The organism is Allofranklinella schreckenbergeri (assembly GCF_003703475.1).
Lineage (GTDB): Bacteria > Pseudomonadota > Gammaproteobacteria > Burkholderiales > Burkholderiaceae_C > Lampropedia > Lampropedia schreckenbergeri.
In genome coordinates, this window is the sequence record NZ_RDQM01000013.1 from 41,583 (window position 1) to 65,262 (window position 23,680).

The 23,680-nt window shown below is 58.3% G+C and carries 26 protein-coding genes and 1 tRNA gene; 16 read left to right on the forward strand and 11 right to left on the reverse strand.

Annotation, left to right across the window (positions count from 1 at the left end):
• Positions 1-38 precede the first annotated feature (38 nt).
• The 4 genes from ompR to cobA all read left to right on the forward strand — a co-directional run bounded on the left by ompR (position 39) and on the right by cobA (position 5,062).
• Positions 39-848 carry an osmolarity response regulator transcription factor OmpR gene (gene ompR / locus EBQ26_RS10140; protein WP_122238908.1) on the forward strand — a complete coding sequence of 270 codons (810 nt, stop codon included), beginning with the start codon at positions 39-41 and terminating at the stop codon, positions 846-848.
• A gap of 160 nt (positions 849-1,008) precedes the next feature.
• Positions 1,009-2,478 carry a sensor histidine kinase gene (locus EBQ26_RS10145; RefSeq protein ID WP_238944301.1) on the forward strand — a complete coding sequence of 490 codons (1,470 nt, stop codon included), beginning with the start codon at positions 1,009-1,011 and terminating at the stop codon, positions 2,476-2,478.
• A 184-nt stretch (positions 2,479-2,662) separates the two neighbouring features.
• Positions 2,663-4,171 carry a 23S rRNA (uracil(1939)-C(5))-methyltransferase RlmD gene (gene rlmD, locus EBQ26_RS10150; protein ID WP_122238910.1) on the forward strand — a complete coding sequence of 503 codons (1,509 nt, stop codon included), beginning with the start codon at positions 2,663-2,665 and terminating at the stop codon, positions 4,169-4,171.
• Positions 4,172-4,201: 30 nt separating this feature from the next.
• Complete coding sequence (gene cobA / locus EBQ26_RS10155; protein ID WP_122238911.1) at positions 4,202-5,062, forward strand: uroporphyrinogen-III C-methyltransferase; 861 nt, start codon at positions 4,202-4,204, stop codon at positions 5,060-5,062.
• Between the two features lie 141 nt (positions 5,063-5,203).
• Here the strand turns inward: cobA and EBQ26_RS10160 are convergent, their stop codons facing one another.
• From EBQ26_RS10160 to EBQ26_RS10175, 4 genes are all read right to left on the reverse strand, one after another.
• A complete protein-coding gene (locus tag EBQ26_RS10160; protein WP_122238912.1) occupies positions 5,204-5,656 on the reverse strand; it encodes a GatB/YqeY domain-containing protein in 453 nt (150 codons plus the stop codon).
• A 107-nt stretch (positions 5,657-5,763) separates the two neighbouring features.
• Positions 5,764-5,976: a 30S ribosomal protein S21 gene (gene rpsU / locus EBQ26_RS10165; RefSeq protein WP_122238913.1), complete on the reverse strand. Its 213-nt coding sequence runs from the start codon at positions 5,974-5,976 to the stop codon at positions 5,764-5,766.
• Between the two features lie 209 nt (positions 5,977-6,185).
• Positions 6,186-6,917, reverse strand: a complete 732-nt coding sequence (locus tag EBQ26_RS10170) for a lytic transglycosylase domain-containing protein (protein WP_122238914.1) — start codon at positions 6,915-6,917, stop codon at positions 6,186-6,188.
• A 67-nt stretch (positions 6,918-6,984) separates the two neighbouring features.
• Positions 6,985-8,736: a proline--tRNA ligase gene (locus EBQ26_RS10175; RefSeq protein WP_122238915.1), complete on the reverse strand. Its 1,752-nt coding sequence runs from the start codon at positions 8,734-8,736 to the stop codon at positions 6,985-6,987.
• A 162-nt stretch (positions 8,737-8,898) separates the two neighbouring features.
• Here EBQ26_RS10175 and EBQ26_RS10180 point away from each other — a divergent pair, with 162 nt between their 5' ends.
• The gene (locus EBQ26_RS10180) at positions 8,899-9,624 is read left to right on the forward strand and encodes an RNA pyrophosphohydrolase (protein WP_122238916.1); all 726 of its coding nucleotides are present in this window, start codon (positions 8,899-8,901) and stop codon (positions 9,622-9,624) included.
• A 71-nt stretch (positions 9,625-9,695) separates the two neighbouring features.
• Positions 9,696-10,358: an RlmE family RNA methyltransferase gene (locus EBQ26_RS10185; RefSeq protein WP_122238917.1), complete on the forward strand. Its 663-nt coding sequence runs from the start codon at positions 9,696-9,698 to the stop codon at positions 10,356-10,358.
• On the opposite strand, the gene EBQ26_RS10190 is transcribed toward EBQ26_RS10185, so the two are convergent.
• The 3 genes from EBQ26_RS10190 to ypfJ form a co-directional block, all read right to left on the reverse strand.
• Positions 10,347-10,619, reverse strand: a complete 273-nt coding sequence (locus EBQ26_RS10190; protein ID WP_122238940.1) for a YfhL family 4Fe-4S dicluster ferredoxin — start codon at positions 10,617-10,619, stop codon at positions 10,347-10,349. The genes EBQ26_RS10185 and EBQ26_RS10190 overlap by 12 nt on opposite strands.
• A gap of 4 nt (positions 10,620-10,623) precedes the next feature.
• Positions 10,624-11,187, reverse strand: coding sequence for a DUF2946 family protein (locus EBQ26_RS10195; protein WP_122238918.1), 564 nt, complete (start codon positions 11,185-11,187; stop codon positions 10,624-10,626).
• Positions 11,188-11,659: 472 nt separating this feature from the next.
• Positions 11,660-12,511 (reverse strand): KPN_02809 family neutral zinc metallopeptidase, encoded by an 852-nt coding sequence (gene ypfJ, locus EBQ26_RS10200; protein WP_122238919.1) that lies wholly within the window; start codon positions 12,509-12,511, stop codon positions 11,660-11,662.
• Positions 12,512-12,616: 105 nt separating this feature from the next.
• Between ypfJ and EBQ26_RS10205 the strand changes: the two genes are divergently transcribed.
• Together EBQ26_RS10205 and rpsL are read left to right on the forward strand one after the other, a co-directional pair.
• Positions 12,617-12,706, forward strand: a tRNA-Ser gene (locus EBQ26_RS10205).
• A gap of 269 nt (positions 12,707-12,975) precedes the next feature.
• Positions 12,976-13,353, forward strand: coding sequence for a 30S ribosomal protein S12 (gene rpsL / locus EBQ26_RS10210; RefSeq protein ID WP_095540275.1), 378 nt, complete (start codon positions 12,976-12,978; stop codon positions 13,351-13,353).
• Between the two features lie 11 nt (positions 13,354-13,364).
• Here rpsL and EBQ26_RS13035 read toward each other — a convergent pair whose 3' ends face one another.
• Positions 13,365-13,511 (reverse strand): hypothetical protein, encoded by a 147-nt coding sequence (locus EBQ26_RS13035; RefSeq protein ID WP_238944296.1) that lies wholly within the window; start codon positions 13,509-13,511, stop codon positions 13,365-13,367.
• A gap of 40 nt (positions 13,512-13,551) precedes the next feature.
• On the opposite strand from EBQ26_RS13035, the gene rpsG reads away from it, so the two are divergent.
• The 4 genes from rpsG (at position 13,552) to rpsJ (ending at position 17,889) form a co-directional block, all read left to right on the forward strand.
• Positions 13,552-14,025, forward strand: coding sequence for a 30S ribosomal protein S7 (gene rpsG, locus EBQ26_RS10215; protein ID WP_122238920.1), 474 nt, complete (start codon positions 13,552-13,554; stop codon positions 14,023-14,025).
• A gap of 81 nt (positions 14,026-14,106) precedes the next feature.
• Complete coding sequence (gene fusA, locus EBQ26_RS10220; RefSeq protein ID WP_122238921.1) at positions 14,107-16,215, forward strand: elongation factor G; 2,109 nt, start codon at positions 14,107-14,109, stop codon at positions 16,213-16,215.
• A 145-nt stretch (positions 16,216-16,360) separates the two neighbouring features.
• Complete coding sequence (gene tuf, locus EBQ26_RS10225; RefSeq protein WP_095543731.1) at positions 16,361-17,551, forward strand: elongation factor Tu; 1,191 nt, start codon at positions 16,361-16,363, stop codon at positions 17,549-17,551.
• A 26-nt stretch (positions 17,552-17,577) separates the two neighbouring features.
• Complete coding sequence (gene rpsJ / locus EBQ26_RS10230) at positions 17,578-17,889, forward strand: 30S ribosomal protein S10 (protein WP_046741059.1); 312 nt, start codon at positions 17,578-17,580, stop codon at positions 17,887-17,889.
• A 295-nt stretch (positions 17,890-18,184) separates the two neighbouring features.
• Here the strand turns inward: rpsJ and EBQ26_RS10235 are convergent, their stop codons facing one another.
• The 3 genes from EBQ26_RS10235 to EBQ26_RS13040 form a co-directional block, all read right to left on the reverse strand.
• Positions 18,185-18,676, reverse strand: a complete 492-nt coding sequence (locus EBQ26_RS10235) for a peroxiredoxin (protein WP_122238941.1) — start codon at positions 18,674-18,676, stop codon at positions 18,185-18,187.
• A gap of 251 nt (positions 18,677-18,927) precedes the next feature.
• Positions 18,928-19,569, reverse strand: coding sequence for an NYN domain-containing protein (locus EBQ26_RS10240; RefSeq protein WP_122238922.1), 642 nt, complete (start codon positions 19,567-19,569; stop codon positions 18,928-18,930).
• Between the two features lie 208 nt (positions 19,570-19,777).
• On the reverse strand, positions 19,778-19,978 hold the full coding sequence (locus tag EBQ26_RS13040; protein ID WP_238944297.1) for a hypothetical protein: 201 nt from the start codon (positions 19,976-19,978) through the stop codon (positions 19,778-19,780).
• On the opposite strand from EBQ26_RS13040, the gene EBQ26_RS10245 reads away from it, so the two are divergent.
• From EBQ26_RS10245 to EBQ26_RS10260, 4 genes are all read left to right on the forward strand, one after another.
• Positions 19,977-20,945, forward strand: a complete 969-nt coding sequence (locus EBQ26_RS10245) for an ABC transporter permease (RefSeq protein WP_122238923.1) — start codon at positions 19,977-19,979, stop codon at positions 20,943-20,945. The genes EBQ26_RS13040 and EBQ26_RS10245 overlap by 2 nt on opposite strands.
• Before the next feature lie 116 nt (positions 20,946-21,061).
• Positions 21,062-21,841, forward strand: a complete 780-nt coding sequence (locus tag EBQ26_RS10250; RefSeq protein WP_122238942.1) for an ABC transporter permease — start codon at positions 21,062-21,064, stop codon at positions 21,839-21,841.
• Positions 21,842-21,847: 6 nt separating this feature from the next.
• Positions 21,848-22,765: an ATP-binding cassette domain-containing protein gene (locus EBQ26_RS10255; protein ID WP_122238924.1), complete on the forward strand. Its 918-nt coding sequence runs from the start codon at positions 21,848-21,850 to the stop codon at positions 22,763-22,765.
• Complete coding sequence (locus EBQ26_RS10260) at positions 22,762-23,652, forward strand: ABC transporter ATP-binding protein (RefSeq protein ID WP_122238925.1); 891 nt, start codon at positions 22,762-22,764, stop codon at positions 23,650-23,652. Before EBQ26_RS10255 ends, EBQ26_RS10260 begins: the two co-directional genes overlap by 4 nt.
• Positions 23,653-23,680 lie beyond the last annotated feature (28 nt).

The following is a 23,680-nucleotide window of genomic DNA, read 5'->3' on the forward strand; positions in this document are numbered from 1 at the left end:
GCGAGAATCCGCCCCTGTTACAAACGCCGGAGCCAGCCATGAGCAGCGAAGCCAAAACCGCCAACACCGTCCCAGCCGCCAATGCGCAAGAGAACGTGCTGATCAAAGACTCGGAGGAAACCACGACCGCTGGCCGTGGCGACAAGATTCTGGTGGTCGATGACGATGCCCGCATCCGCGACTTGCTGCGCCGCTACCTCACGCAGGAAGGCTTCGAGGTCATGGTGGCCGAAGATGGCAAATCGCTCAATCGCGTGATGCTGCGCGAAACCTTTGATTTGATCGTGCTGGATTTGATGTTGCCGGGCGAGGATGGCCTCTCCATCTGCCGCCGCCTGCGCGGCAACAACGACCGCACGCCCATCATCATGCTGACGGCCAAGAGTGAGGATGTGGACCGCATCGTTGGCCTGGAAGTGGGCGCCGACGATTACGTGGGCAAGCCCTTTAATCCGCGCGAGCTGCTGGCGCGCATCCACGCCGTGTTGCGCCGCCGCCCCACGATGGAGGCGCCCGGCGCGCCCGCTGGCGACAACGCCGTCGTGGCCTTTGGCTCGTTCGTGTTCGACATGGGAGCGCGCACGCTGCATAAAAACGGGCAGGAACTGCCGCTGACGACGGGCGAATTCGCCATGCTCAAAGCCCTGGTGCGCCACCCGCGCCAGCCGCTGTCGCGCGAGAAACTGGCGTTGCTGGCGCGCGGGCGCGAGTTCGAGCCGTTTGATCGCAGCCTGGATGTGCAAGTCTCCAGGCTGCGCAAGCTGGTGGAGGAAGATGCCACTTCCCCGCGCTACATCCAGACCGTTTGGGGCGTGGGCTATGTGTTTGTGCCCGATGGCAATAATTGAACGGTAGCTGGGGGCAGGGCGAGGTGGCGAGCATCGCTCTGTTACGAAACCCTCTAATTTGTACCAAAATCTTTCAATACCCAGGCAGCCCGGCTATGATCGCGAGCTGCCTTTTTCATGGGCAAAAGGCATGGGCAGACGAGAAAAGCACCGATACGACATGGACGATTACGACGCACACGATGCCGAGAGCCATCGCTCGCGCCACAGGCGCATTCGCGTCAGTCTGTTTTGGCGCACGTTCATCTTGCTGACGCTGTTGCTATTGCTCTCCAGCCTGGTGTGGCTGCAATCGTTTCGTGCGCTGGAGTTTGAGCCGCGCACGCTGTACACGGCGCAGCAAATTGCCACCATGGTCAACCTCAGCCGCGCGGGCTTGACCCACTCGGATGCCATTGCCCGCGTCTCACTGCTCAAAACGCTCTCCGAGCAAGAGGGCATGCGCATCCAGCCGCACGAGCCGGCAGACACCTATGTGCTGATGACGGATACGGCGCTGGGCAACAAATTGACCGAAACGCTGCGCAGCCGCCTGGGTACGGAGACTTTGGTCGCCAAATCCGTCAATGGCGTGCCGGGGCTGTGGGTGAGTTTTCGCCTGGGTGATGACTACACCTGGTTGCTCATGGACAGCTCCCGCATGGCGCCCCTGGGCCGTCGCACCATGCTGCTGTGGCTGGCCATGGGCGTGGTGATCTCGCTGGCGGGCGCGGCCATCATCACGCGCTTGCTCAATAAACCCATCGAAGCGCTGCGCAACGCCACCTACCGCCTGCAATACGAGGGCGATTTCAACAACAGCCAGCTCAACGAGGAGGTGGCCACCAGCGAAATCCGCCAGCTCAACATTGGCTTTAACCGCATGGCCGAGCAGCTCTCCAAGGTTGAGCAGGACAGGGCCGTGATGCTGGCGGGCATTTCGCACGACTTGCGCACGCCGCTGGCGCGCCTGCGGTTGGAGACGGAAATGAGCGTGGCCGATGAAATCGCGCGCGAGCACATGGTGGCCGACATCGTGCAGTTGGATGCCATCATCGACAAATTCATGGATTACGCGCGCCCTGTCTCGGGCGTGCGCAGCAGCGTCAACCTGCAAGCCATCGTTGCCAACTGCGTGTTTTCCATTCTGGAGTTTGGCGAGATGGAGGTGCAAAGCCAGGTGCCGGCGGATTTGTACGTGTACGCCGATGAGATCGAGCTCTCGCGCGTCATCACCAACTTGCTGGAGAACGCGCGCCGCTACGGCAAAACGCCGGGCGAGGACTTCATCCGCGTGGAAATCACCGCCACCGTCTTGCCCGAAAAAGACCACAAATTCGTGCTGCTGCGCATCCGCGACTATGGCCCGGGCGTTTCGCAGACGGAGCTGAACAATCTGCTCAAACCCTTTTTCCGCGGCGACAGCGCACGCACCTCGGCCGCGGGGGCCGGGCTGGGGCTGTCCATTGTGGACAAGACCATCCAGCGCATGGGCGGGCGGTTTGCCATCACCAATGCGACGGGAGGCGGCACGGGCCTGGTGGCGCATATCCGGCTCGACCGCGCCCCCAGCAACAAGCAGTGGCAGGAAGAACAGCGCTTGCAACGGCCCAAGGTCAAGCGCACCTCGTTCACACCGACGACTTACTGATTTTTTACAAATCAAAAGTAAAAAATATCATCATATTTCGGCATGTTGGTATTGAAGTCATTTTTCTTGTTATGTAAAAAATGTGTGATCGGCCAGGCGGGCATGCGCTGCCCACTACAATGACGCCCCCTTTGACCAGCCCCCTCGCTTGACGAGGGGGTTTTGCCTTTGCCCCACAAATACCATGTCCACACCCGCCATCCCCCCCGCGAGCGAGCCGCAATGGCCCGCCCACGCCTTGCATATCGACTCTTTGGACATGGAGGCGCAGGGCGTGGCGCACCGCGATGGCAAAGTCGTCTTTGTGGAAGGGGCGCTGGCCGGTGAAGTCGTCACCGCCAGCACCGTGCGCCGCAAAAACAACTGGGAAAAGGCCACGCTCGATGGGGTGCTGCGCGAATCCTCCCAGCGGGTGCGGCCGCATTGCCCGCATTTCGGCCTGCACCAGGGCGCGTGCGGCGGCTGCAAGATGCAGCACCTCACGCCCAGCGCGCAACTGGCCGTCAAGCAGCGCGTGCTGGAAGACAACCTCTGGCACCTGGGCAAAGTGCGGGCCGAGCGCATCCTGCGCCCCATCCAGGGGCCGGACTGGGGCTACCGCTGGCGCGCGCGCCTGTCGGTGCGCTATGTGCCCAAAAAAGGCGTGGTGCTGGTGGGCTTTCACGAGCGCAAAAGCCGCTACATCGCCGACATGGGCACATGCCCCATCCTGCCGCCTGCCGTGGATGCCCTGCTGATGCCGCTGCGCGCGCTCATCGCCAGCCTGGATGCGCGTGACACCTGCCCGCAAATCGAGCTGGCGTGTGGCGATGCCGTCACCGCGCTGGTGCTGCGCCACCTGGAGCCGCTGGGCGAAGCCGATCTGCAGCGCCTGCGCGACTTCGCCGCGCGCCACCCCTTCATCCAATGGTGGTTGCAACCCAAAGGGCCGGATACCGTGCATCTGCTCGACGCCCAACCGCCCGAGCGCGGCCTAGCCTATGCCCTGCCGGAATTTGGCATCCGCATGCCCTTTCGGCCCACCGACTTCACCCAGGTCAACCCCCACATCAACCGCGTACTGGTGGCGCGGGCCTTGCAATTGCTGGCCGTGCAGCGCCACGAGCGCGTGATCGACTGGTTTTGCGGCCTGGGCAATTTCAGCCTGCCCTTGGCCACGCAAGCGGCCCAGGTGCTGGGCATTGAAGGCAGCGATGCGCTGGTGGCGCGCGCGCAGGCCAATTGGCAGGCCAACCAGCAAACGCGCGCCAGCCAGGGCCTGCGTGCGCTGGCGCCCGCCCAATTCGTGGCGCGCAATTTGTTCAACATGACCCCGGAGCTGCTGCAAACCGATGGCGTGGCCGACCGCTGGCTGGTCGATCCACCGCGCGAAGGCGCTTTTGCGCTGGCCAAAGCCCTGGCCGACATCCACCAGCAGCGCAGCGGCCAGGCAGGGCAGGGCGGCGCGGCACAGGCCCAAGCCCAAGCCCAAGCCCAAGGGGAGGAGGGCACAGCCGCGCAAGCGTTTGACGACAACCCCGCCTGGCAACCGCCTGCGCGCATCGTGTACGTCAGTTGCAACCCCGCCACGCTGGCCCGCGATGCGGGCTTGCTGGTGCACCAGGCTGGCTACCGCTGCTCGGCCGCTGGCGTGGTCAACATGTTCCCGCACACGGCGCATGTGGAAAGCATCGCGGTGTTCGACCGCGTTTGACAATCGCCGACCGTCCCTGTATTTCGCCCCATGACTGCTCAGAACTGCGCCCCTTCATTGGAAGAAAGTCCAGCAAGCGCCGATGCCCTGCATGCCACGCTGCGCGCCCGGTTGCGGGAGCAGGGCGCCTGCACCCCGGCGGCACAAGCGCAGGGCGGGGAATGCGTGCTGGTGGGCGCCGGGCCGGGCGATCCGGACTTGCTCAACCTCAAGGCCATCAAAGCCATTGCCCGGGCGACGGTATTGCTGGTGGACGATTTGGTGGGCGATGCCGTGCTGGAATGGGCCTCGACCGCCGCGCGCGTCATCCACGTGGGCAAGCGAGGCGGGCGGCAAAGCACCCCGCAAGAGCACATTGAGGCGCTGATGGTGCAGCACGCGCGTGCAGGGGAAGTGGTGGTGCGGCTCAAAGGCGGCGATCCCCTGATCTTCGGTCGCAGCGGCGAGGAGTTGCAACGCCTGCGCGCAGCGGGCGTGCGCGCCAGCGTGGTCAATGGCATCACCTCAGGCCTGGCGGCAGCCAATGCGTTGCAGGCGCCGCTGACGCACCGCGACCATGCCCACGGCGTATTGCTCATCACCGGCCAAACGGCGCCGGGCGAAGCGCTGGATTGGCCCGCGCTGGCCCGCACGGCCCATGCGGCGCGCTTGACGCTGGTGATTTACATGGGGGTGCGCGGCGCGGCGCAAATCCAGGCAGGGCTGCTCCAGGGCCTGCCTGGCGATACGCCGGTGGCGCTGGTGCAATCGGCCTCGCTGCCGCAGGAGAAAACCGTGCGCACCACACTGGCCGAGTTGACCGAGAGCATGCAGCGCCACGGCATGGGCAGCCCCGCCATCATCATGGTGGGCGAGGTGTTGCAAGCGGCGGCTGGGCCGCTTGGCGTTTAAACCCCTCCCACGGCAAGGGGGGCAAGCTGTGCCGAATGGTTCAAGGTGCCATTTTCTTGCCCTATTTGCAAATCAATAAGCAAAAAAATTCACTTGTTTCGGCATGTTGATGTTGAATCTGTTTTTTCTTTGAATTGAAAGTCATGGGCGTTGGGCCAGCGCCGCCTTCACCGCAGCAGAAACGGCCCCCATATCCGCCTTGCCAGCCAGCTCTTTCTTCGCCTGGCCCATGACCTTGCCCATATCGCCCGGGCCAGATGCGCCCAGATCGGCCACGATTTTTTCTACGGCGGCTTGCACCTCTTGCGCGCTCAGGCGTGCGGGCAGATAGGCTTGCAGCACGTCGATCTCGCTTTGCTCTTGCTCGACCAAATCTTGTCGGCTCGCTTGCTCGAAGGCGGTGATGGAGTCGCGGCGCTGCTTGATGAGCTTGTCCACAATCGCCACGATGGCAGCATCGTCAAGGGTGACCCGCTCGTCCACCTCGCGCTGCTTGATGGCCGCTTGCAGCATGCGAATCGTGCCCAAACGCTGGGTTTGCTTGGCGCGCATGGCGCTTTTCATGTCTTCGGTGATTTGGTCTTTCAGGCTCATGGCTGACCTCCAGAAAAGGGAGAAAGCAACAACAAAAAGCCGCGCGAGGCGTCCCTGGCGCGGCTTTCGTCAATGAAACGACGGGCGTTTCCGACGCAGATGCACGATTAGTACATCTTCTTGGGCAATTGCATGCTGCGCACGCGTTTGTAATGGCGTTTGACGGCAGCAGCTTTTTTGCGCTTGCGCTCGGTCGTGGGCTTTTCGTAGAACTCGCGGGCGCGCAATTCATTGAGCAGGCCCAGCTTTTCGATGGTGCGCTTGAAGCGGCGCAGTGCGACTTCGTACGGTTCGTTTTCTTTGACGCGGATGGTAGTCATTCGATGAAAAAAAGAGTGCCAGCGCCAAGGCGGGGGAGATCAGGCCCTGCTTCCAGGCTCCAGCGGTTTCGCCCCATTTGTTAACTAGTATGGCCAATGGGGCATGTGCCAGCAAAACGCGCGATTATAAAAGAGTTTCTGGGGATTTTTGCCAAGAAATGGCCGAATGTGGGCTTGCAGGCAAACAAGCCATAAGCCGATGACTGCATTCAGGTCGATGGGGTGGCTTGATCGGCTTGGGCTTCAGTCTGCCCGGCAGGGGCGCCGGGGTCGTCAAACTCCCAATAACGCTGGGCGGCCAAAACGGCATTGGGGTAGGTGGCGCGTCCGCGGCTGCCGTTGTAGCGGCCCAGGGCCATGAATAAATCGCCTTTTTCAATATCGAGGTAGTGCCGCAGGATCACATTGCCAAAGCGCAAATTGGTCTGCATGTGAAAGAGCTTGGAGGCATCGCCATCACCAATGACGCGGGTCCAAAACGGCATGATTTGCATGTAACCGCGTGCACCTGCGTGGGAGATGACGTGCTTTCTGAAGCCGCTTTCGACCTGGATCAACCCCAGCACCATGGCAACGTCCAGCCCAGCGCGTTTGCTTTCGTACCAGACGGTTTGCAAGAACTCATGCCGCAGAGTCACATTGGGCATGCGACGGGCCAGCTTTTCACTGGTGGCCGTGAGCCAGCGCAGGTAGGCCAGGCGGCTGGCGGTGTCCACAAAGACAGGCTCTGGCGGCGTTGCATTGCTGATGGCCGCTTGCAAGGCCGAGCGCACGGAATCGACCAAAGGCTCTTCCAATTGATGGCCCGCATGGGTGGGCAGGGCGCAAAGCGACGCAGACAGGAGCGCAGCGCTGGCCCCAAACCGCTTCAGGCCGCGCAGCCAAAGGCGCGGCCATCGATACGCCGGAAATGGATCAAATGGGGCAGTGGGCTGTTTCATCGGGTGTGGGGGCGTGTCGCATGGGCGGTATGAGGCGCCCAATCGAGCACGGAACCCGCCTTGCGCCTCAGCCTTTCAGGGCAACGCCCTGTTCTTTCAAAAACGAAATGACGTTACCCAATGTTACCTTCTGGGCTTCGGTTTGACGACGGTGCTGGTACTCCAGTTGACCTTCTTTCAAATTCCGTTCTGAAATGACGACACGGTGCGGCACGCCAATCAACTCCCAATCGGCAAACATGGCGCCGGGGCGCTCGCCGCGGTCGTCCAGCAGCACGTCCACGCCAGCGGCTTGCAATTGGTCGTGGAGCTGCTCGGCCGCCTCGCGTACGGCGTCGCTGCGATCCATGCCAATGGGGCAAATCACCAGAGTGAAAGGGGCGATGGCATCGGGCCAGATGATGCCGCGCTCGTCGTGGTTTTGCTCGATGGCCGCAGCGGGCAGACGCGAAACGCCGATGCCGTAGCAGCCCATCTCAAAGGGTGTGGGCTTGCCGTTTTCGTCCAGGAAGGTGGCGCCCATGGCGCTGCTGTATTTGGTGCCCAGGTAAAAAACGTGGCCGACTTCGATGCCGCGTTCGATTGCCAGGCGTCCTTGGCCGTCGGGTGAGAGGTCCCCCTCGACGACGTTGCGCAAGTCGGCCACGAGATCAGGCTCGGGCAGGTCGCGTCCCCAGTTGACGCCGGTGTAGTGGAAGTCGACTTCGTTGGCGCCGCAAATCCAGTCGGCCATGACGGCCACCTCGCGATCGGCCACGACCTTGACGGGTTTGAGTGTCTGAATGGGCCCCAGGTAGCCCGGCTTGGCGCCGAAATGCGCAACGATTTCGGCCTCGCTGGCAAAGCGAAAACCTGCCAGACCCGGTACTTTGGCGACTTTGACCTCATTCATGTCGTGGTCGCCACGCAGCAGCAGCAGCCAGATCTGCGTGCTCGTGATTTGGCCTTGCTCATCCAGCTTGTCGGTTGCCAGTACCAGCGATTTGACGGTGGTGTGCAGCGGCACTTGCAGTTGTGCAGCCACTTGCGCGCAGGTGCTGTTGCCGGGCGTAGGGGTTTTGCTCAAAGGGGCTGATGCAGAGGGGCGGGGCTGCTGTGGCGCCAGGGCTTCGGCTTTTTCGATGTTGGCGGCGTAGTCGCTTTCCGGAGCGTAAATGATGGCATCTTCCCCGGTGGCGGCGATGACTTGGAATTCTTCGCTCAGGTCGCCGCCAATGGCACCGCTATCGGCGGCCACGGCGCGGTAGCGCAGGCCGAAGCGGTCGAAAATGCGGCGATACGCTTGGCGCATGGCTTCGTAGCTGGTTTGAGCGCCCGCTTTGTCTTTGTCAAAGCTGTAGGCGTCTTTCATGATGAATTCACGCCCGCGCATCAGGCCAAACCGGGGACGGCGCTCGTCGCGGAATTTGGTCTGAATTTGGTAGAAGTTCACCGGCAGTTGTTTGTAGCTGCGCAGCTCAGCGCGGGCGATATCGGTGACGGCTTCTTCACTGGTGGGCTGGATGACGAAGTCGCGCTCGTGGCGATCCTTGACGCGCAGCAGCTCTGGCCCCATCTTGTCGAAACGCCCGGTTTCCTGCCACAGCTCGCCGGGCTGCACGACTGGCATGCACAGCTCCACCGCGCCAGCGCGGTTCATTTCCTCCCGCACGATGGCTTGGACTTTGCCCAGCACGCGCAGGCCCATGGGCATATAGGTGTAAATGCCCGCGCTGACGCGACGGATCATGCCTGCGCGCATCATCAATTGGTGGCTGATGATTTCCGCGTCAGCGGGGGCTTCCTTGTACGTGGAGACGAAGAATTGGGAGGCTTTCATAGCAAAAGCGCCGCGGCGACCAAGTGGTCGGCGGCGAACAGGTAAGGGCTGAGGTGATGAAGTTATGCGCCCATGGGTCAGGAGGCACTCTCGGGCATAATGGGCGCAGACAAGGGAGAGTCTGCTTTGTGGGCTTTTCCGATTGGAAATAAAGGTGCAATTATGCTTGACAGGGAAGGCTTTAGACCGAATGTCGGCATCATACTGCTCAACCAGAAAAATCAGGTTTTCTGGGGCAAACGCATCCGTACGCACAGTTGGCAATTTCCTCAAGGTGGTATTGATCGGGGGGAAAAACCCGAGCAGGCCATGTATCGAGAATTGCACGAGGAAGTGGGCTTGCACCCGCATCACGTCCGGATCATTGCCCGCACCAGGGACTGGTTGCGCTACGAGGTGCCCGACCGTTTTATCCGCCGGGATGCGCGCGGTCATTACAAGGGGCAGAAACAGATTTGGTATTTGCTCCAATTGCTGGGCAACGACTGGGATTTGAATCTGCGCGCGACAGACCACCCCGAATTTGATGCTTGGCGCTGGAACGATTATTGGGTTCCATTGGATGTGGTAGTGGAATTCAAGCGTGGCGTTTACGAGATGGCGTTAACAGAGCTTTCACGCTTTGTGCCGCGCACGGAGGCCCGTAACCGTTTCTTGCGCGGTGGCGTGCGTGGCCATAAAGGGGGGCACGCGAACAATGCCGGGCAAGAAAATGCCCAGGTGCCTGTGCGTCAGAGTCAGCGCAGTGCGATGCCCAGGGTGAATTCGTTGCTGGTTGGGGCGCATGTGGAGTTGCCGCCGGGAGCGAGCTTCGATCCTGATCCGTCCGCTGGAAGTGGGTTGGTGAAAGAGGGGACTTTCGCGATCGCGAAAAAAACCAGTGATTGAATTGCCCCAGTCATTCAGAGATTTTTACGGCAGGGCCAGTGGCCCTGCCGTCTTCATTTGAAAGGCCCGTTATGGCAGGCAAAAGCGGTAAGGTGAACAAGGCATGGCTGCACGACCATGTGAACGATCCTTACGTCAAACTGGCACAAAAAGAAGGCTACCGCGCCCGCGCGGTTTACAAACTCAAGGAAATCGATGAAGTCCACCATTTGTTGGCCAAGGCCCAGGTGGTGGTGGATTTGGGCTGCGCGCCTGGCGCGTGGTGCCAATATCTGAGTCGTCGGCTTGGTTTGGGAAAAGCGGATACCGTGGCTGAGCCTGATCGCCCTACGCCCAAAGTGGTGGGGGTCGATTTGCTGCCTATGGAAAGCGTGCCCGGCGTGCAATTCATTCAGGGCGATTTCCAAAGCGATGCCGTTTTACAGGCTTTGCAGCAGGCTGTCGCTGGGCGGCCTGTGGATGCGGTGGTGTCGGATATGGCGCCGAATCTCAGTGGCCATGCAGCTACTGATGCGGCGCGCATGGAAGCTCTGATCGAAATGGCGGTTGATTTCGCCCAAACGCACTTGCGTCCTGAAGGCGTGATGGTGGCCAAAGTTTTCCATGGCTCTGGCTACGATCCCTTGGCGCGGCTGTTTCGCCAGACCTTTCGCCAAAGCAAAGCCTATAAACCCAAAGCTTCTCGCAGTCGCTCGGCAGAGACTTTCTTGATCGGCCAAGGCTTACGCACGTGAGGAGGCGGTTTCGCGCGCTTGACGCAGCCGCTCAAACTTTTGCCACAGCGATTCGCGTGACTCCACATGCTCTGGATTGACGGGAATGCACGCAACCGGGCAAATCTCCACACACTGTGGCGTATCGAAATGGCCTACGCATTCGGTGCACTGATGCGGGTTGATGACATAGTGCAACTCGCCCATCGAAATGGCATCGTTGGGGCATTCAGGCTCGCACACATCGCAATTGATGCACTCACTGGTGATGGTCAGGGCCACGGCCTCACTCCCGCGTGTGCTGTATTTGCTGTGCTTGCCGTTGGGCCGGGCTGAGCACAAAACCAAAGCGCGCCTCCAGCTCATGGCTGCAAACCTCAGAGGGCTGCCAGCGTGCGTCGCATTCCATCCGATTGCTAAAGGCCAGCATATCCTGGCTGTGTACCAGGCCCAAACCCAGGTCGGTCAGCAGATAGACGCGGCCCTGTTCATCAACCAGGCTTTGCTGAAAACGTGCCACGCGCCCCGTGTGGGTGACGATGCCATCGTCGTCACCTTTTGCATCCGTGACGCGGAGCACCCAGGGCGCAGCTTCCAGCTCAACAAACACGCGCTGAGGGCCGTTTTGGAAAAACCACTGCCCTTGTGCATCGCAACCGTAGTTGCGCCCTATGAATTGCGCCAGCGCCTCGTGTTGCAACTGCGCACCCTTGGCTTGTGCAAAAGGGCCGCGCGCTTGCGTGGCCGCATCGCGCATAAACCAATGTCCGCGGGCATCCAGACCCAACCAACCCGTACAGGCAGGCACATTGGGCCATTTGCGCATGGCTTGTTTGACGATTTCATCCATAGCGGCGCATTGTGCCCGCTTCAAACAGCCCTGGCGCGGGTAGTGGCTCATCCATGGGAGGCGTATTCCCGGTCCATTGAGTGAGGGGGGCAAGCTGTGTGTGGAGACACGATCGTGTTTGGCACAGCCCCGTTACTGCTGTAGGCGGAGCGAAGAAGGCAGTGACTCCAAGGCGCAACGCTCCGACAGGGGGCAATTGCGGCGGAGTTCACGCGCAGTCAGCCATGGCATAAATTATTTACAGATCAAAAGAAATAAAATTCCCTTGTTTTGGCAATTTCCATATAGGCTGAGTTTTCTTTTGATTTGTATTCTTTGGATTTTTTGATTTCCAGATCAAAGTAAAAAAAGCTCTTTGACTATCCTGCCAGAAAAGGGGTATTTTTTTGCTTCTTTTGGAGGCTTTCTCCGGGAAAGAGCGTTTCGGAGGGGGCAAAAGGCGATGGGATCGCCTTTGCGCCACAAACCCAAGTTACAGCGATGCTGCATTGAAGGTGTCGCAGGCCCTTGGATCACCGGATTGCAGCCCCTTGTAAAACCAGCGTTGACGTTGCGCACTGGAGCCATGGGTAAAACTCTCTGGCCTCACGACGCGCCCAGCGGAGCGCTGCAAGGCGTCATCGCCAATTTTGGCTGCTGCATTCATGGCGGCTTCAATATCGCCTTTTTCCAGAATCTGGCGTTGGCGATGTGCGTGATGCCCCCATACGCCGGCATAACAATCGGCTTGTAGCTCTAAGCGCACATTCAGTTGATTGAATTCGGTTTGGCTGACTTTGCCTTGCAATCGATGGATTTTCTGCAATGTGCCTTGCAGGTTCTGGACATGGTGTCCGACCTCATGCGCTATCACATACGCTTGGGCAAACTCGCCAGGTGCGCCCAGGCGATTTTTCAGCTCATTGAAAAAATCCAAGTCAATATAGACCGTGCTGTCCGAGGGGCAGTAGAAAGGCCCCATGGCCGCTTGTCCGACGCCACAGGCTGTGCGAGTGGCTGTGCGATAAAGCACCATGCGCGGTTCCTGATAGTTTTGGAAAAGCTGGTTCCAGACATCTTCGGTATCCGCTAAAACCACAGAGGCAAATTGACCTGCCTTATCCGGGATGGCCGCTGTTTCATTCGAATTGACAGGCGCTTGCTGAGTGACCGCTGGGCCAACGCCCTGCATGATGCCTAGAACGGTCAAAGGATTGATCCCGAAAACCCAACCCAAGACGACTGCGATAACGATGGAGCCGATGCCTAGACTGCGGCCGCCCATAGCGCTTCCCGAGCGCCGATCTTCTACATTGCGAGACTGACGGTGGCCTTGCCAACGCATGAATAGACTCCTTTGTGTTTATGTTTGAATAGTGTGTGACGGATGTCGTTCAACTATCTGCTATAATGCCAGAATTTGCAGCGACACGAAGCTGCAAAAAAAACAGGAGAGGTGGCAGAGTGGTCGAATGTACCTGACTCGAAATCAGGCGTAGGTGCAAGCCTACCGAGGGTTCGAATCCCTCCCTCTCCGCCAAATGCCAGAATCGCTAGTGATCCTAAACGCTGTCAAACCTTGTTTTGGCGGCGTTTTTTCTTTTGCGGCGGATATTGTGGTGCCCAAGGCATGTCCTTTCATGCATGGAACATAGGCAAATTCTGTAAGGCATCGCATCCTTGCTTGAGCGATCAAGTTATGGGAGAATGCCGGGCTTCGCTTTTTGCGAGGTTGCTGCTTTTTATGGCGTATGTGTGTAAGGAGCAGCGGATCATCACGTTTTGAAACACGTTTAGGAACTTAAATCAATGCCAACTATTAACCAGCTGGTCCGTCGCGGACGTACTGTTGAGACGGTTAAGTCCAAAAGTCCTGCGATGGAAGAGTGTCCACAGCGCCGTGGTGTTTGCACGCGCGTGTACACCACAACTCCCAAGAAGCCAAACTCCGCTTTGCGTAAGGTTGCCAAGGTGCGTCTGACCAATGGCTTCGAGGTCATTTCCTACATTGGCGGTGAGGGCCACAACCTGCAAGAGCACAGTGTGGTGCTGGTGCGCGGTGGTCGTGTCAAGGACTTGCCGGGTGTGCGTTACCACATCGTGCGCGGTTCGCTTGACCTGCAAGGTGTGAAAGATCGCAAGCAGGCGCGCTCCAAATATGGTGCAAAGCGTCCTAAGAAGGCTTGAGGTCGAGTCCTTCATTTTTGTTTTTTATTTGGTTTTTCTTTTTGTTTTACGGTGCCTGTTTCCGCTTGACGAGCGGCAGGCGTAGTGGCCTGGGATTCCTTTTTCCAAGGGTGAGAGGGCGTCTTGGTCGAGTAAGTGCAGTCCCCGATGGTCTGCATGGCGCGTAGTGCCAACTGAAGCAAGTTTTTGAGGTGAAAAATGCCACGTCGTCGCGAAGTTCCTAAACGTGAAATTCTGCCGGATCCCAAATTCGGCAATGTAGAGTTGTCCAAATTCATGAACGTGATCATGGAGGGGGGTAAAAAAGCGGTCGCTGAGCGCATCATTTATGGTGCGCTGGATATTATTGGTCAGAAGCAAAAAGATAAGGATCCGCTTGAGGTCTTTACTACTGCGATCAATAACGTCAAGCCTGTTGTCGAGGTGAAGTCTCGTCGTGTGGGGGGGGCTAACTACCAAGTGCCTGTGGAGGTGCGTCCCGTGCGTCGTCTGGCCTTGTCTATGCGTTGGATTAAAGATGCGGCTCGCAAGCGTAGTGAGAAGTCCATGGCGCAACGCCTGGCTAATGAGTTGCTTGAGGCTACTGAGGGTCGTGGTGGCGCTATGCGTAAGCGCGATGAGGTGCATCGCATGGCTGAGGCCAATAAGGCGTTTAGCCACTTCCGTTTCTGATTGACTTGATTTTTTGTGGCTTTAAGCCCGACCTGCTCTGTGCTGCGCAGGCGGGCTTTGGCCGTTATGGAGTATTAAGCTATGGCTCGCAAAACCCCCATTGAGCGTTACCGCAATATTGGTATTTCGGCGCACATTGATGCCGGCAAGACTACTACGTCCGAGCGTATTCTTTTCTATACAGGTGTGACCCATAAATTGGGTGAAGTGCATGACGGTGCGGCTACGACCGACTGGATGGAGCAAGAGCAGGAGCGTGGTATTACCATCACTTCCTCGGCTGTGACGGCCTTCTGGAAAGGGATGGATTTGAGCCGTCCTGAGCACCGTATCAACATCATTGACACTCCGGGTCACGTGGATTTCACGATTGAAGTTGAGCGTTCGATGCGTGTGCTTGATGGTGCATGCATGGTGTATTGCGCCGTGGGTGGAGTGCAGCCGCAGTCGGAAACTGTGTGGCGTCAAGCAAATAAGCACAAAGTGCCTCGGTTGGCGTTTGTGAATAAGATGGACCGCACCGGCGCCAATTTCTTTAAGGTCCATGATCAGATGAAGTTGCGTCTTAATGCCAATCCGGTGCCTGTGGTGATCCCTATTGGAGCAGAAGACAACTTCAAGGGTGTGGTTGATCTGATCAAGATGAAAGCCATCATCTGGGATGAGGCTTCCCAGGGCATGAAGTTTGAATATCAGGATATTCCTGCTGACTTGGCTGAGACCGCCAAGGAGTGGCGTGAAAAAATGGTCGAAGCCGCTGCCGAGTCGTCTGAAGAGCTGATGAATAAATACCTGGAAGAAGGTGATTTGTCTGAGAAGGAAATCATCGCGGGTTTGCGTCAGCGTACCATTGCGACCGAGATTCAGCCCATGTTGTGTGGCTCGGCTTTCAAAAACAAAGGTGTTCAGCGCATGCTGGATGCGGTGTTGGATTTCTTGCCTTCGCCTGTGGATATTCCCGATGTGGCTGGCACCGATCCGGATGACGAAGAGAAGCGCCTTAGTCGCAAGGCTGATGATGAAGAGAAATTCTCTGCCTTGGCCTTTAAGCTGATGACTGACCCATTTGTGGGGCAGCTCACCTTCGTACGTGTGTATTCTGGTGTGCTCTCTAAGGGTGATACCGTGTTCAATGCGACGAAGGGCAAAAAGGAGCGCATTGGTCGTATCGTGCAGATGCGTGCCAATGAGCGTCAGGAGATTGAGGAAATCCGCGCGGGTGATATTGCTGCTTGCGTGGGTTTGAAAGAAGTGACCACGGGTGATACTTTGTGCGATATGGCTGCTCCCATTGTGCTTGAGCGCATGGTATTCCCTGAGCCTGTGATCGCTCAGGCTGTTGAGCCCAAGTCCAAAGCGGATCAGGAGAAAATGGGCATTGCTCTTTCTCGTCTGGCTTCCGAAGATCCTTCCTTCCGTGTGCGCACCGATGAAGAGTCTGGTCAGACCATCATTGCTGGGATGGGGGAGTTGCACCTGGAGATCATCGTTGACCGTATGAAGCGCGAATTTGGTGTGGAAACCAACGTTGGCAAGCCGCAGGTAGCCTATCGTGAAACCGTGCGCAAGTCGGTGGCCGATGTCGAAGGCAAGTTCGTGCGTCAGTCCGGTGGTAAGGGTCAGTACGGTCACGTGGTGTTCACGCTCGAACCTATGGAGCCCGGCAAGGGTTTCGAGTTCGTCGACGAGATCAAGGGTGGCGTGGTGCCGCGCGAGTACATTCCTGCCGTACAAAAGGGCGTGGAAGAGGCGCTCACCAGCGGTGTGCTGGCTGGTTACCCGGTCGTCGATGTGCGCGTGCGTCTGACTTTCGGTTCCTACCACGATGTGGACTCGTCCGAACAGGCTTTCAAGATGGCTGCCATCTTTGGCTTTAAAGAGGCTGCTCGCAAAGCAAATCCCGTAATTCTGGAGCCTATGATGGCCGTCGAGGTAGAGACGCCAGACGACTACGCGGGTACTGTGATGGGGGATCTGTCTTCCCGCCGCGGTATGGTGCAAGGTATGGAGGCCATCGTTGGCGGCGGTCAAAGTATCAAGGCTGAAGTGCCGCTGTCTGAAATGTTCGGTTACGCTACGCAGTTGCGTTCGATGACGCAGGGCCGTGCCACTTACACCATGGAGTTCAAGCACTACGCTGAAGCACCCAAGAATGTGGCAGACGCCATCGTGGCGGCCCGTGCAAAGTAAACTGCTTGTCTCTTTCCCGATCCGCAAGAAGGGTTGGTCTGCGATGCCGCGCTCCTGTTTCGCCCGTGGGCAGGAAGTTAGCAGTGGCATGCAGACCTAAAACCAAAATCACGGGCGTGTTCTTTTCTCTCAAGGAAATTTCAAAATGGCAAAAGGTAAGTTTGAGCGCACCAAGCCCCACGTGAACGTGGGCACGATTGGTCACGTGGACCATGGCAAGACGACGCTGACTGCAGCGATCGCCACCGTGTTGTCCAAGAAGTTCGGCGGCGAAGCCAAGGGCTACGACCAGATCGACAATGCGCCCGAAGAAAAGGCTCGCGGCATCACCATCAACACCTCGCACGTGGAATACGAAACGGCCAACCGCCACTACGCCCACGTGGACTGTCCCGGCCACGCCGACTACGTCAAGAACATGATCACCGGTGCCGCTCAGATGGACGGCGCCATCCTGGTCTGCTCCGCCGCTGACGGCCCCATGCCCCAAACCCGTGAGCACATCCTGCTCTCGCGCCAGGTGGGCGTGCCCTACATCATCGTCTTCCTGAACAAGGCCGACATGGTGGACGACGAAGAGCTGCTGGAACTGGTCGAAATGGAAGTGCGCGAACTGCTCTCCAAGTACGACTTCCCTGGCGACGACACCCCCATCATCCGCGGCTCTGCCAAGCTGGCCCTGGAAGGCGACCAAAGCCCCATCGGCGAAGAAGCCATCCTCAAGCTCGCTGAAGCCCTGGACAGCTACATCCCCACCCCCGAGCGCGCCGTGGACGGTACCTTCCTCATGCCCGTGGAAGACGTGTTCTCCATCTCTGGTCGCGGTACCGTGGTCACCGGCCGTGTCGAGCGTGGCGTCATCAAAGTCGGCGAAGAAATCGAAATCGTCGGCATCCGTGACCTGCAAAAGACCACCGTCACCGGCGTGGAAATGTTCCGCAAGCTGCTCGACCAGGGCCAGGCTGGCGACAACGTCGGTCTGTTGCTGCGCGGTACCAAGCGCGAAGAAGTCGAGCGCGGTCAAGTGCTGGCCAAGCCCGGCACCATCAAGCCGCACACCGACTTCACTGCTGAGGTCTACGTGCTGAGCAAGGACGAAGGCGGCCGCCACACCCCCTTCTTCAGCAACTACCGCCCGCAGTTCTACTTCCGCACCACGGACGTGACCGGCTCCATCGAACTGCCTGAAGGCAAGGAAATGGTTATGCCTGGCGACAACGTCAGCATCACCGTCAAGCTGATTGCCCCGATCGCCATGGAAGAAGGTCTGCGCTTCGCGATCCGCGAAGGCGGTCGTACCGTCGGCGCCGGTGTGGTGGCTAAGATCATTGCCTAACTCTCAGGTGAGAAGGAAGTCACACCGTGAGCAAGCAAAAGATCCGTATCCGCCTCAAGGCCTTCGATTACAAGCTGATCGACCAGTCGGCTGCTGAGATCGTTGACACCGCCAAGCGCACTGGTGCCATCGTCAAGGGGCCCGTTCCTCTGCCTACGCGATTCAAGCGTTTCGACATTCTGCGTTCGCCGCACGTCAACAAAACCAGTCGCGACCAGTTGGAAATTCGCACGCATCAGCGTTTGATGGACATTGTCGATCCCACAGATAAGACCGTGGATGCGCTGATGAAGTTAGATCTGCCTGCAGGGGTGGACGTCGAAATCAAATTGCAATAATCAAAAGTTGGCCGCCACAGCCGGCTTTTGAGAGCAAACAGGCTTGCCTTACCGCAAGCCTGTTTTTTTATTGATCTAAAAACTAACGAATTGAAAACTGAGCAATCCTAAAAAATAGAATCCATCAATGTTTGTTTCAGATCAATAAGTGCATTGCTGTGAATGCCAGATTGAATGTATCAAAAATAAAAAGATTGTGGTTGGTCATATTCGATGAAATTTTTGGCATGTTAAGTTAAAAAAAGTCCGCTTATTCAAGCGGACTTTTGAAAGATATTATTCTTATGGGAGGCTTTTAAGCCGTCTGCTTCTCGAGCGTATTTTTCAAAGCCTTAACAGCTTTGAGTACCTCGTCCACATGGCCAGGCACTTTCAGACCGCGCCACTCTTGTGCTAACGTGCCGTCTGGGGCGATAAGAAAGGTGCTGCGCTCAATGCCTTTAACTTTTTTGCCATACATGATTTTGTTTTTTACGACTCCAAACATGTGGCACATTTTTTCTTCGGTGTCCGCAATCAATTCAAACGGAAGTTCCAGCTTCTCTTTGAAGCCGTCGTGCGACTTCATATTGTCACGGGATACACCAAAAACAACAGCTCCCAGCTTTACGAACTTTTCGTATTTATCCCTAAACTGTAGGGCTTCGGTCGTGCAGCCGGGGGTATTGTCTTTTGGGTAAAAGTAAAGGATGAGGATTTGCCCGTTGTGTGAAGTGTTGCTTACCGTCACACCACCGGTTGCGCTGGCTTCGAACTCGGGAAGGAGCTTGTTGACAACGATCGCCATGGTTAATGGAGTCTCTCTGTCTGTTGAGTCGTTGAAGAAATGCCGACCAGGCATATAAGCCGAAGGACTCGTACTGACTATCAATGCAATAAGCCACGCATCCGCAAGGATGCGCGCCTGATTTTCAAATCAGCCATCGGCTACAGGTTCGGCGAACCCGCGATTGTACCGCACTCAAGCAAGGTCTTGTCGACTCACCTGGAGATCAGGGGCTGGCGGGTATGAGCTGTGTGCGCTAATACGCCCACAAATTATCGAAATACCTCTTCCAGGAGGTTTTCGTATTCATCATCCACTACGCCATCAATCAAATCCGATAGAGGTAAGGAGTAAGTAGCCTCTTCTAACAAGCGTTGGGAGGTCTTGGCGTAATGGGGGAGATCAAATGTAGGAACCATGACACGGCAACCTACGCCTTGGAGCTTCCGTACCAATGGGGAAAAATCGGCCGCGCCCGTGAAAAGCACAACCAAGTCGAAATGACGGTGAATTGCAAGATCGTAAGTTTCTAATGCCAAGCTGATATCCACGCCTTTTTCTTCGGGCGGGTTGGTTGCTTCGTTCATTGGTTGGTAATGCGCTATGACGCCAGCCCACATCAAAACCTGATCTTGAAAGCGATCGGTTTCAAGCTGTTTAAGAGGGTCACGCGTGGCTTGCACGGCTTTAAGCGAAAAACGGCCGCGAAAAAAATGAGCCTCAGTGATTTGGCACAAAGCGGCCACGCCATCTCTTTCCAGGGCGCTGATATGGTGGCGAAGATAGTTGTGCAGGGCGCTGATGTTGAGGTGGCTTTGGCGCTCGTGCGTGAAGCGGTAGTAGTTGCTGATGCGCCAGAAGAAGCTACCGTCATAAATTACGGCGATTTTGAGTAGGCTGGGATCGTATTTCATTGAAAAGATGGTTGGTTACTTGAGAGATGTGCGTAATCTGGAAGCAAATTTTTTTGAGAATGTACGCAGCTTGGTAAGCCGAAAGGATTGTAAATAAAAAGTCAACCGACGGAAGGTGTTTGAAAAGTCTTGCAAGACTGGGAGATCGTATCGAGGCCTCCTCGCTGTTTCTCTCATTGAGACAACATCGCGCAGCGGGGGCGTGCCATCAAAATCCTTGCGCCGCGCTCATCCCCAGGATTGGGCGTTTTGCACGGCGACTTTGATGACGTGCACGGGTGTAGTGTGCAGTTGTTACACTGCGCGCCCTTTCGGGCCTTTGAGGCATCTGTGCTGCCAGGCCTGTATTGCTGGATTCAGCGTCGCTGCGGCGCGGGCTGTTGTTTTGCATTTTTTCGAGGAGCTTCATGCAAGCCTATCTTGCTCGGCGATTGGCCACTTTGCTGCTATCGCTGCTGGGCGCTTCCGTGTTGGTCATGTTGGTGCTGGAGGTGTTGCCTGGTAATGCGGCGGAGGTGATGTTGGGGCCAGACGCGCCGCCAGAAGCTGTGCAAGCCTTGTATGAACAGTTGGGCTTGCACAACCCGCTGTGGCAACGGTACAGCCAGTGGATTTGGGGTTTGCTGCATGGGGATATGGGGGAGAGCTATGCCTACGGTATTCCCGCTAGTGAGCTGATTTTGCAAAGCTTGCAAGTGACCTTGCCCCTGGCAGGTATGGCGATTGCCTTGACGCTGGCACTTGCGTTGGCTGCCGGCGTCTTTGCGGCCGCGCACCACAATCGCATGGGTGACTTCTTTACGATGGGCTTGGCCCAGCTAGGCATGGCTGTGCCTAATTTCTGGTTTGCCATCTTGCTGGTGTTGGTGTTCGCCGTGCATTTTGGGTGGTTTTCGGCGGGAGGTTTCCCCGGCTGGAGCGCACAACATGGCGGTGGAGTTTGGCCTGCGTTGCGCGCTTTGCTGCTCCCGGCGCTCTCGCTGGCCATGGTGCAATCGGCCATTTTGGCGCGCATCACGCGCTCGGCGATCTTGGAGGTGATGCGAGAGGACTTCGTACGCACCGCGCGTGCCAAGGGGTTATCGCGGCACGAAGCGCTGCTGCGCCATGCGCTTCGCAATGCCTTGATTCCCGTGGTGACGGTCGCAGGCCTGCAATTGGCCAGCTTGATTGCCAGCGCCGTTGTGGTGGAGACGGTATTCCAACTCCCCGGTCTGGGGCGCTTGATTCTGAGCGCCATCGACAACCGCGATCTGGTTGTGGTGCGCAACTGTGTGGTGCTGCTGGCCGGCATGGTCATTGTGGTGAATTTCGTTGTGGATGTGCTTTATGCCTGGATTGATCCGCGCGTGCAGACGGCAGGGAGGGGCGTGTGAGCGAAAAATCCCTCAATGCTGATGGTGGTCAGCGTGCCATCAACGACGTTGCCATCACAGCGCCTAATGAGGCAGCGGCTGTGGTGCGCAGCAGCCCTTCTTTTTGGGTTGGGGCAATGTTGACGGCGTTGTTGGCGAGCATGGCGCTGATCTCGCTGGTTTGGACTCCGCACCCCCCCGCTGAGCAATATCCTCACCACTTGGCCGCACCCAGCGCGCAGCACTGGCTAGGCACCGATATCTATGGCCATGACGTGGCCTCGCAACTGATGACGGGGGCGCAAAGCTCGGTTTTGGTCGGCATCGTGGCTGTTGGCATAGGCCTGTTGTGTGGCACGGCGCTGGGGCTGCTGGCAGCAGCACGGCGCGGCTGGGTGGAGGAAGCCATCATGCGCCTGGCCGACTTGACCTTTGCTTTCCCGGCCATTCTCACCGCCATCATGCTGCGCGCAGCCTATGGCACGGGGGTGGTGATTTCAATTCTGGCCATAGGCATTGCCAGCATCCCCGTTTTCGTGCGTTTGACGCGCTCCTGGGCAGGGGTGTTGTGGCAACGCGATTTCGTACAAGCGGCGCGCGCCTGTGGCAAAGGCCGTTGGGCGATCACATGGGAGCACATCGTGCCCAACTTGGCGCCCATTCTCATCGTGCAAGCCAGTATCCAGTTTGCCATTGCGATCCTGGCCGAAGCGGCGCTGTCTTACCTGGGCTTGGGCACGCAATACCCCATCCCCTCTTGGGGTCGCATGCTTGCTGACGCGCAAAGCCTGTTTCTGGATGCCCCCATGCTCGCAGTGTACCCAGGCGCCGCGATAGCGTTGGCCGTGTTGGGCTTGAATCTGCTGGGAGATGGATTGCGCGATTGGTTGGATCCCAAACTCTCGGATACAAGGTGATTGCCCATGGACGATAAACCCGCTTTATTGGAGATGCGCGATCTGCGCGTGGGGCTGGGCCGATCTGGCTCTGCCGCCCGCCGCGAAGTGCTGCACGGCATCGATTTGCAGGTGCATGCGGGCCGCACCCTGGGCATTGTGGGCGAGTCGGGTTCAGGCAAGTCCATGACGGCCTTGGCCATCATGGGCTTGCTGCCCGATGGCGCGGACATGCGCGGCAGCATCCGATTGGAGGGCCGTGAACTGGTCGGCCTGCCTAATGCCCAATTGCGCGCCTTGCGCGGGGATCGCATGGCCATGGTGTTTCAGGAGCCCATGACGGCGCTCAACCCTTTGCACACCATTGGCGATCAAGTGGCCGAGCCGCTGCGTCTGCACCGGCGCATGGGCAAACGCCAGGCGTTGGAGTGCGCGGCAGCGCTTCTGGAGCGGGTGGGCATTGCCCAGGCTCGCGCGCGGCTGGGGGCGTACCCGCACCAATTCTCGGGCGGGCAGCGCCAGCGCATCACGATTGCGATGGCCTTGGCGTGCGGGCCAGGTTTGTTGATTGCCGATGAGCCTACGACAGCGCTGGATGGCATCGTGCAGCGGCAAATCCTCGATTTGCTTGACGATTTGGTGACCGAAGATCGCATGGGCATGGTGCTGATCTCACACGATTTGGCTGTCATTGCCGAATACACCGATGAAGTGGCCATCATGACCGGCGGGCGCATTGTGGAAAGTGGCGCCACCGAGCAGGTTTTTGCCCATCCCCAACACCCTTACACACAACAACTGCTGCAATCGCGCCAGCGTTTGGCGGCGTTTTTGGACAAGGCCATTGAGCAGGAGGGCCAGGATGGCAACGGTAACGGCAATGGTCACCACTCGGCGGCCAAGCCGGGGGGCGCTGCAGCGCCAACAGTGCAGGAGGCGGCATGAGTGCACCCACCCCTTCGCGCAGCCCCTTGTTGGAAGTGCAGCACATCAGCCACCACTACCGTCTGCCGCGCCAGCGCCTGTGGGGGCCAATGCCCCAAGTGCAAGTGCTGCACGATGTGAGCTTTCAGCTCGCGCCCGGGCAAAGCCTGGGCATCATGGGGGAATCCGGCTCTGGCAAATCCACCCTGGCGCGCATCATCATGGCGCTAGAGGCGCCCAGCAGTGGTCGCGTGCGCCTGCTCGGGCGTGATTTGCACGCCATGCCACCTGCGCACTTGCGCGTGGCGCGCACGGATTTCCAAATGGTTTTCCAAGACCCCTACAGCTCGCTCGACCCGCGCCAGCGTATTGAGCGCATCGTCACCGAGCCGCTACGCGCTCTGGGCGAGCGCGACCCTGACACATTGCGGGCGCGGGCGGCGCAAATGCTGGAGCGCACCGGCTTGCCAGCCAGTGCGCTGGAGCGCTTTCCGCATGAGTTTTCCGGCGGTCAGCGCCAGCGCATAGCCATTGCGCGGGCATTGGTCACGCGCCCGCGCCTGATCGTGGCGGACGAGCCCTTGAGCGCCCTGGATGTGACCATCCAGGCCCAGGTGTTGGACTTGATGCAGGAGCTCAAACAACAGTTTGGCCTTTCCTTCCTCCTCATCAGCCACGATCCTGCGCCCATCGCCCATTTGTGCGAAGACGTGCTCGTGCTGCATAAAGGCGCCGTCGTAGAGCGGGGCCGTGCCGCCAAGGTCTTTCACCAACCGCAACACCCTTACACCCAAGCACTGGTAGCCGCTGCGCCGCGCCTGGGGCGCCGCCGTCGCCGCGCTGCCGATGATGGGGCGGCGGACGCCATGGCGGCGCTGCCGCAGGACGGCGCAGGACCTGGAACTTGAGCGGAACATCGCGGGCGGGTTTTTAAAA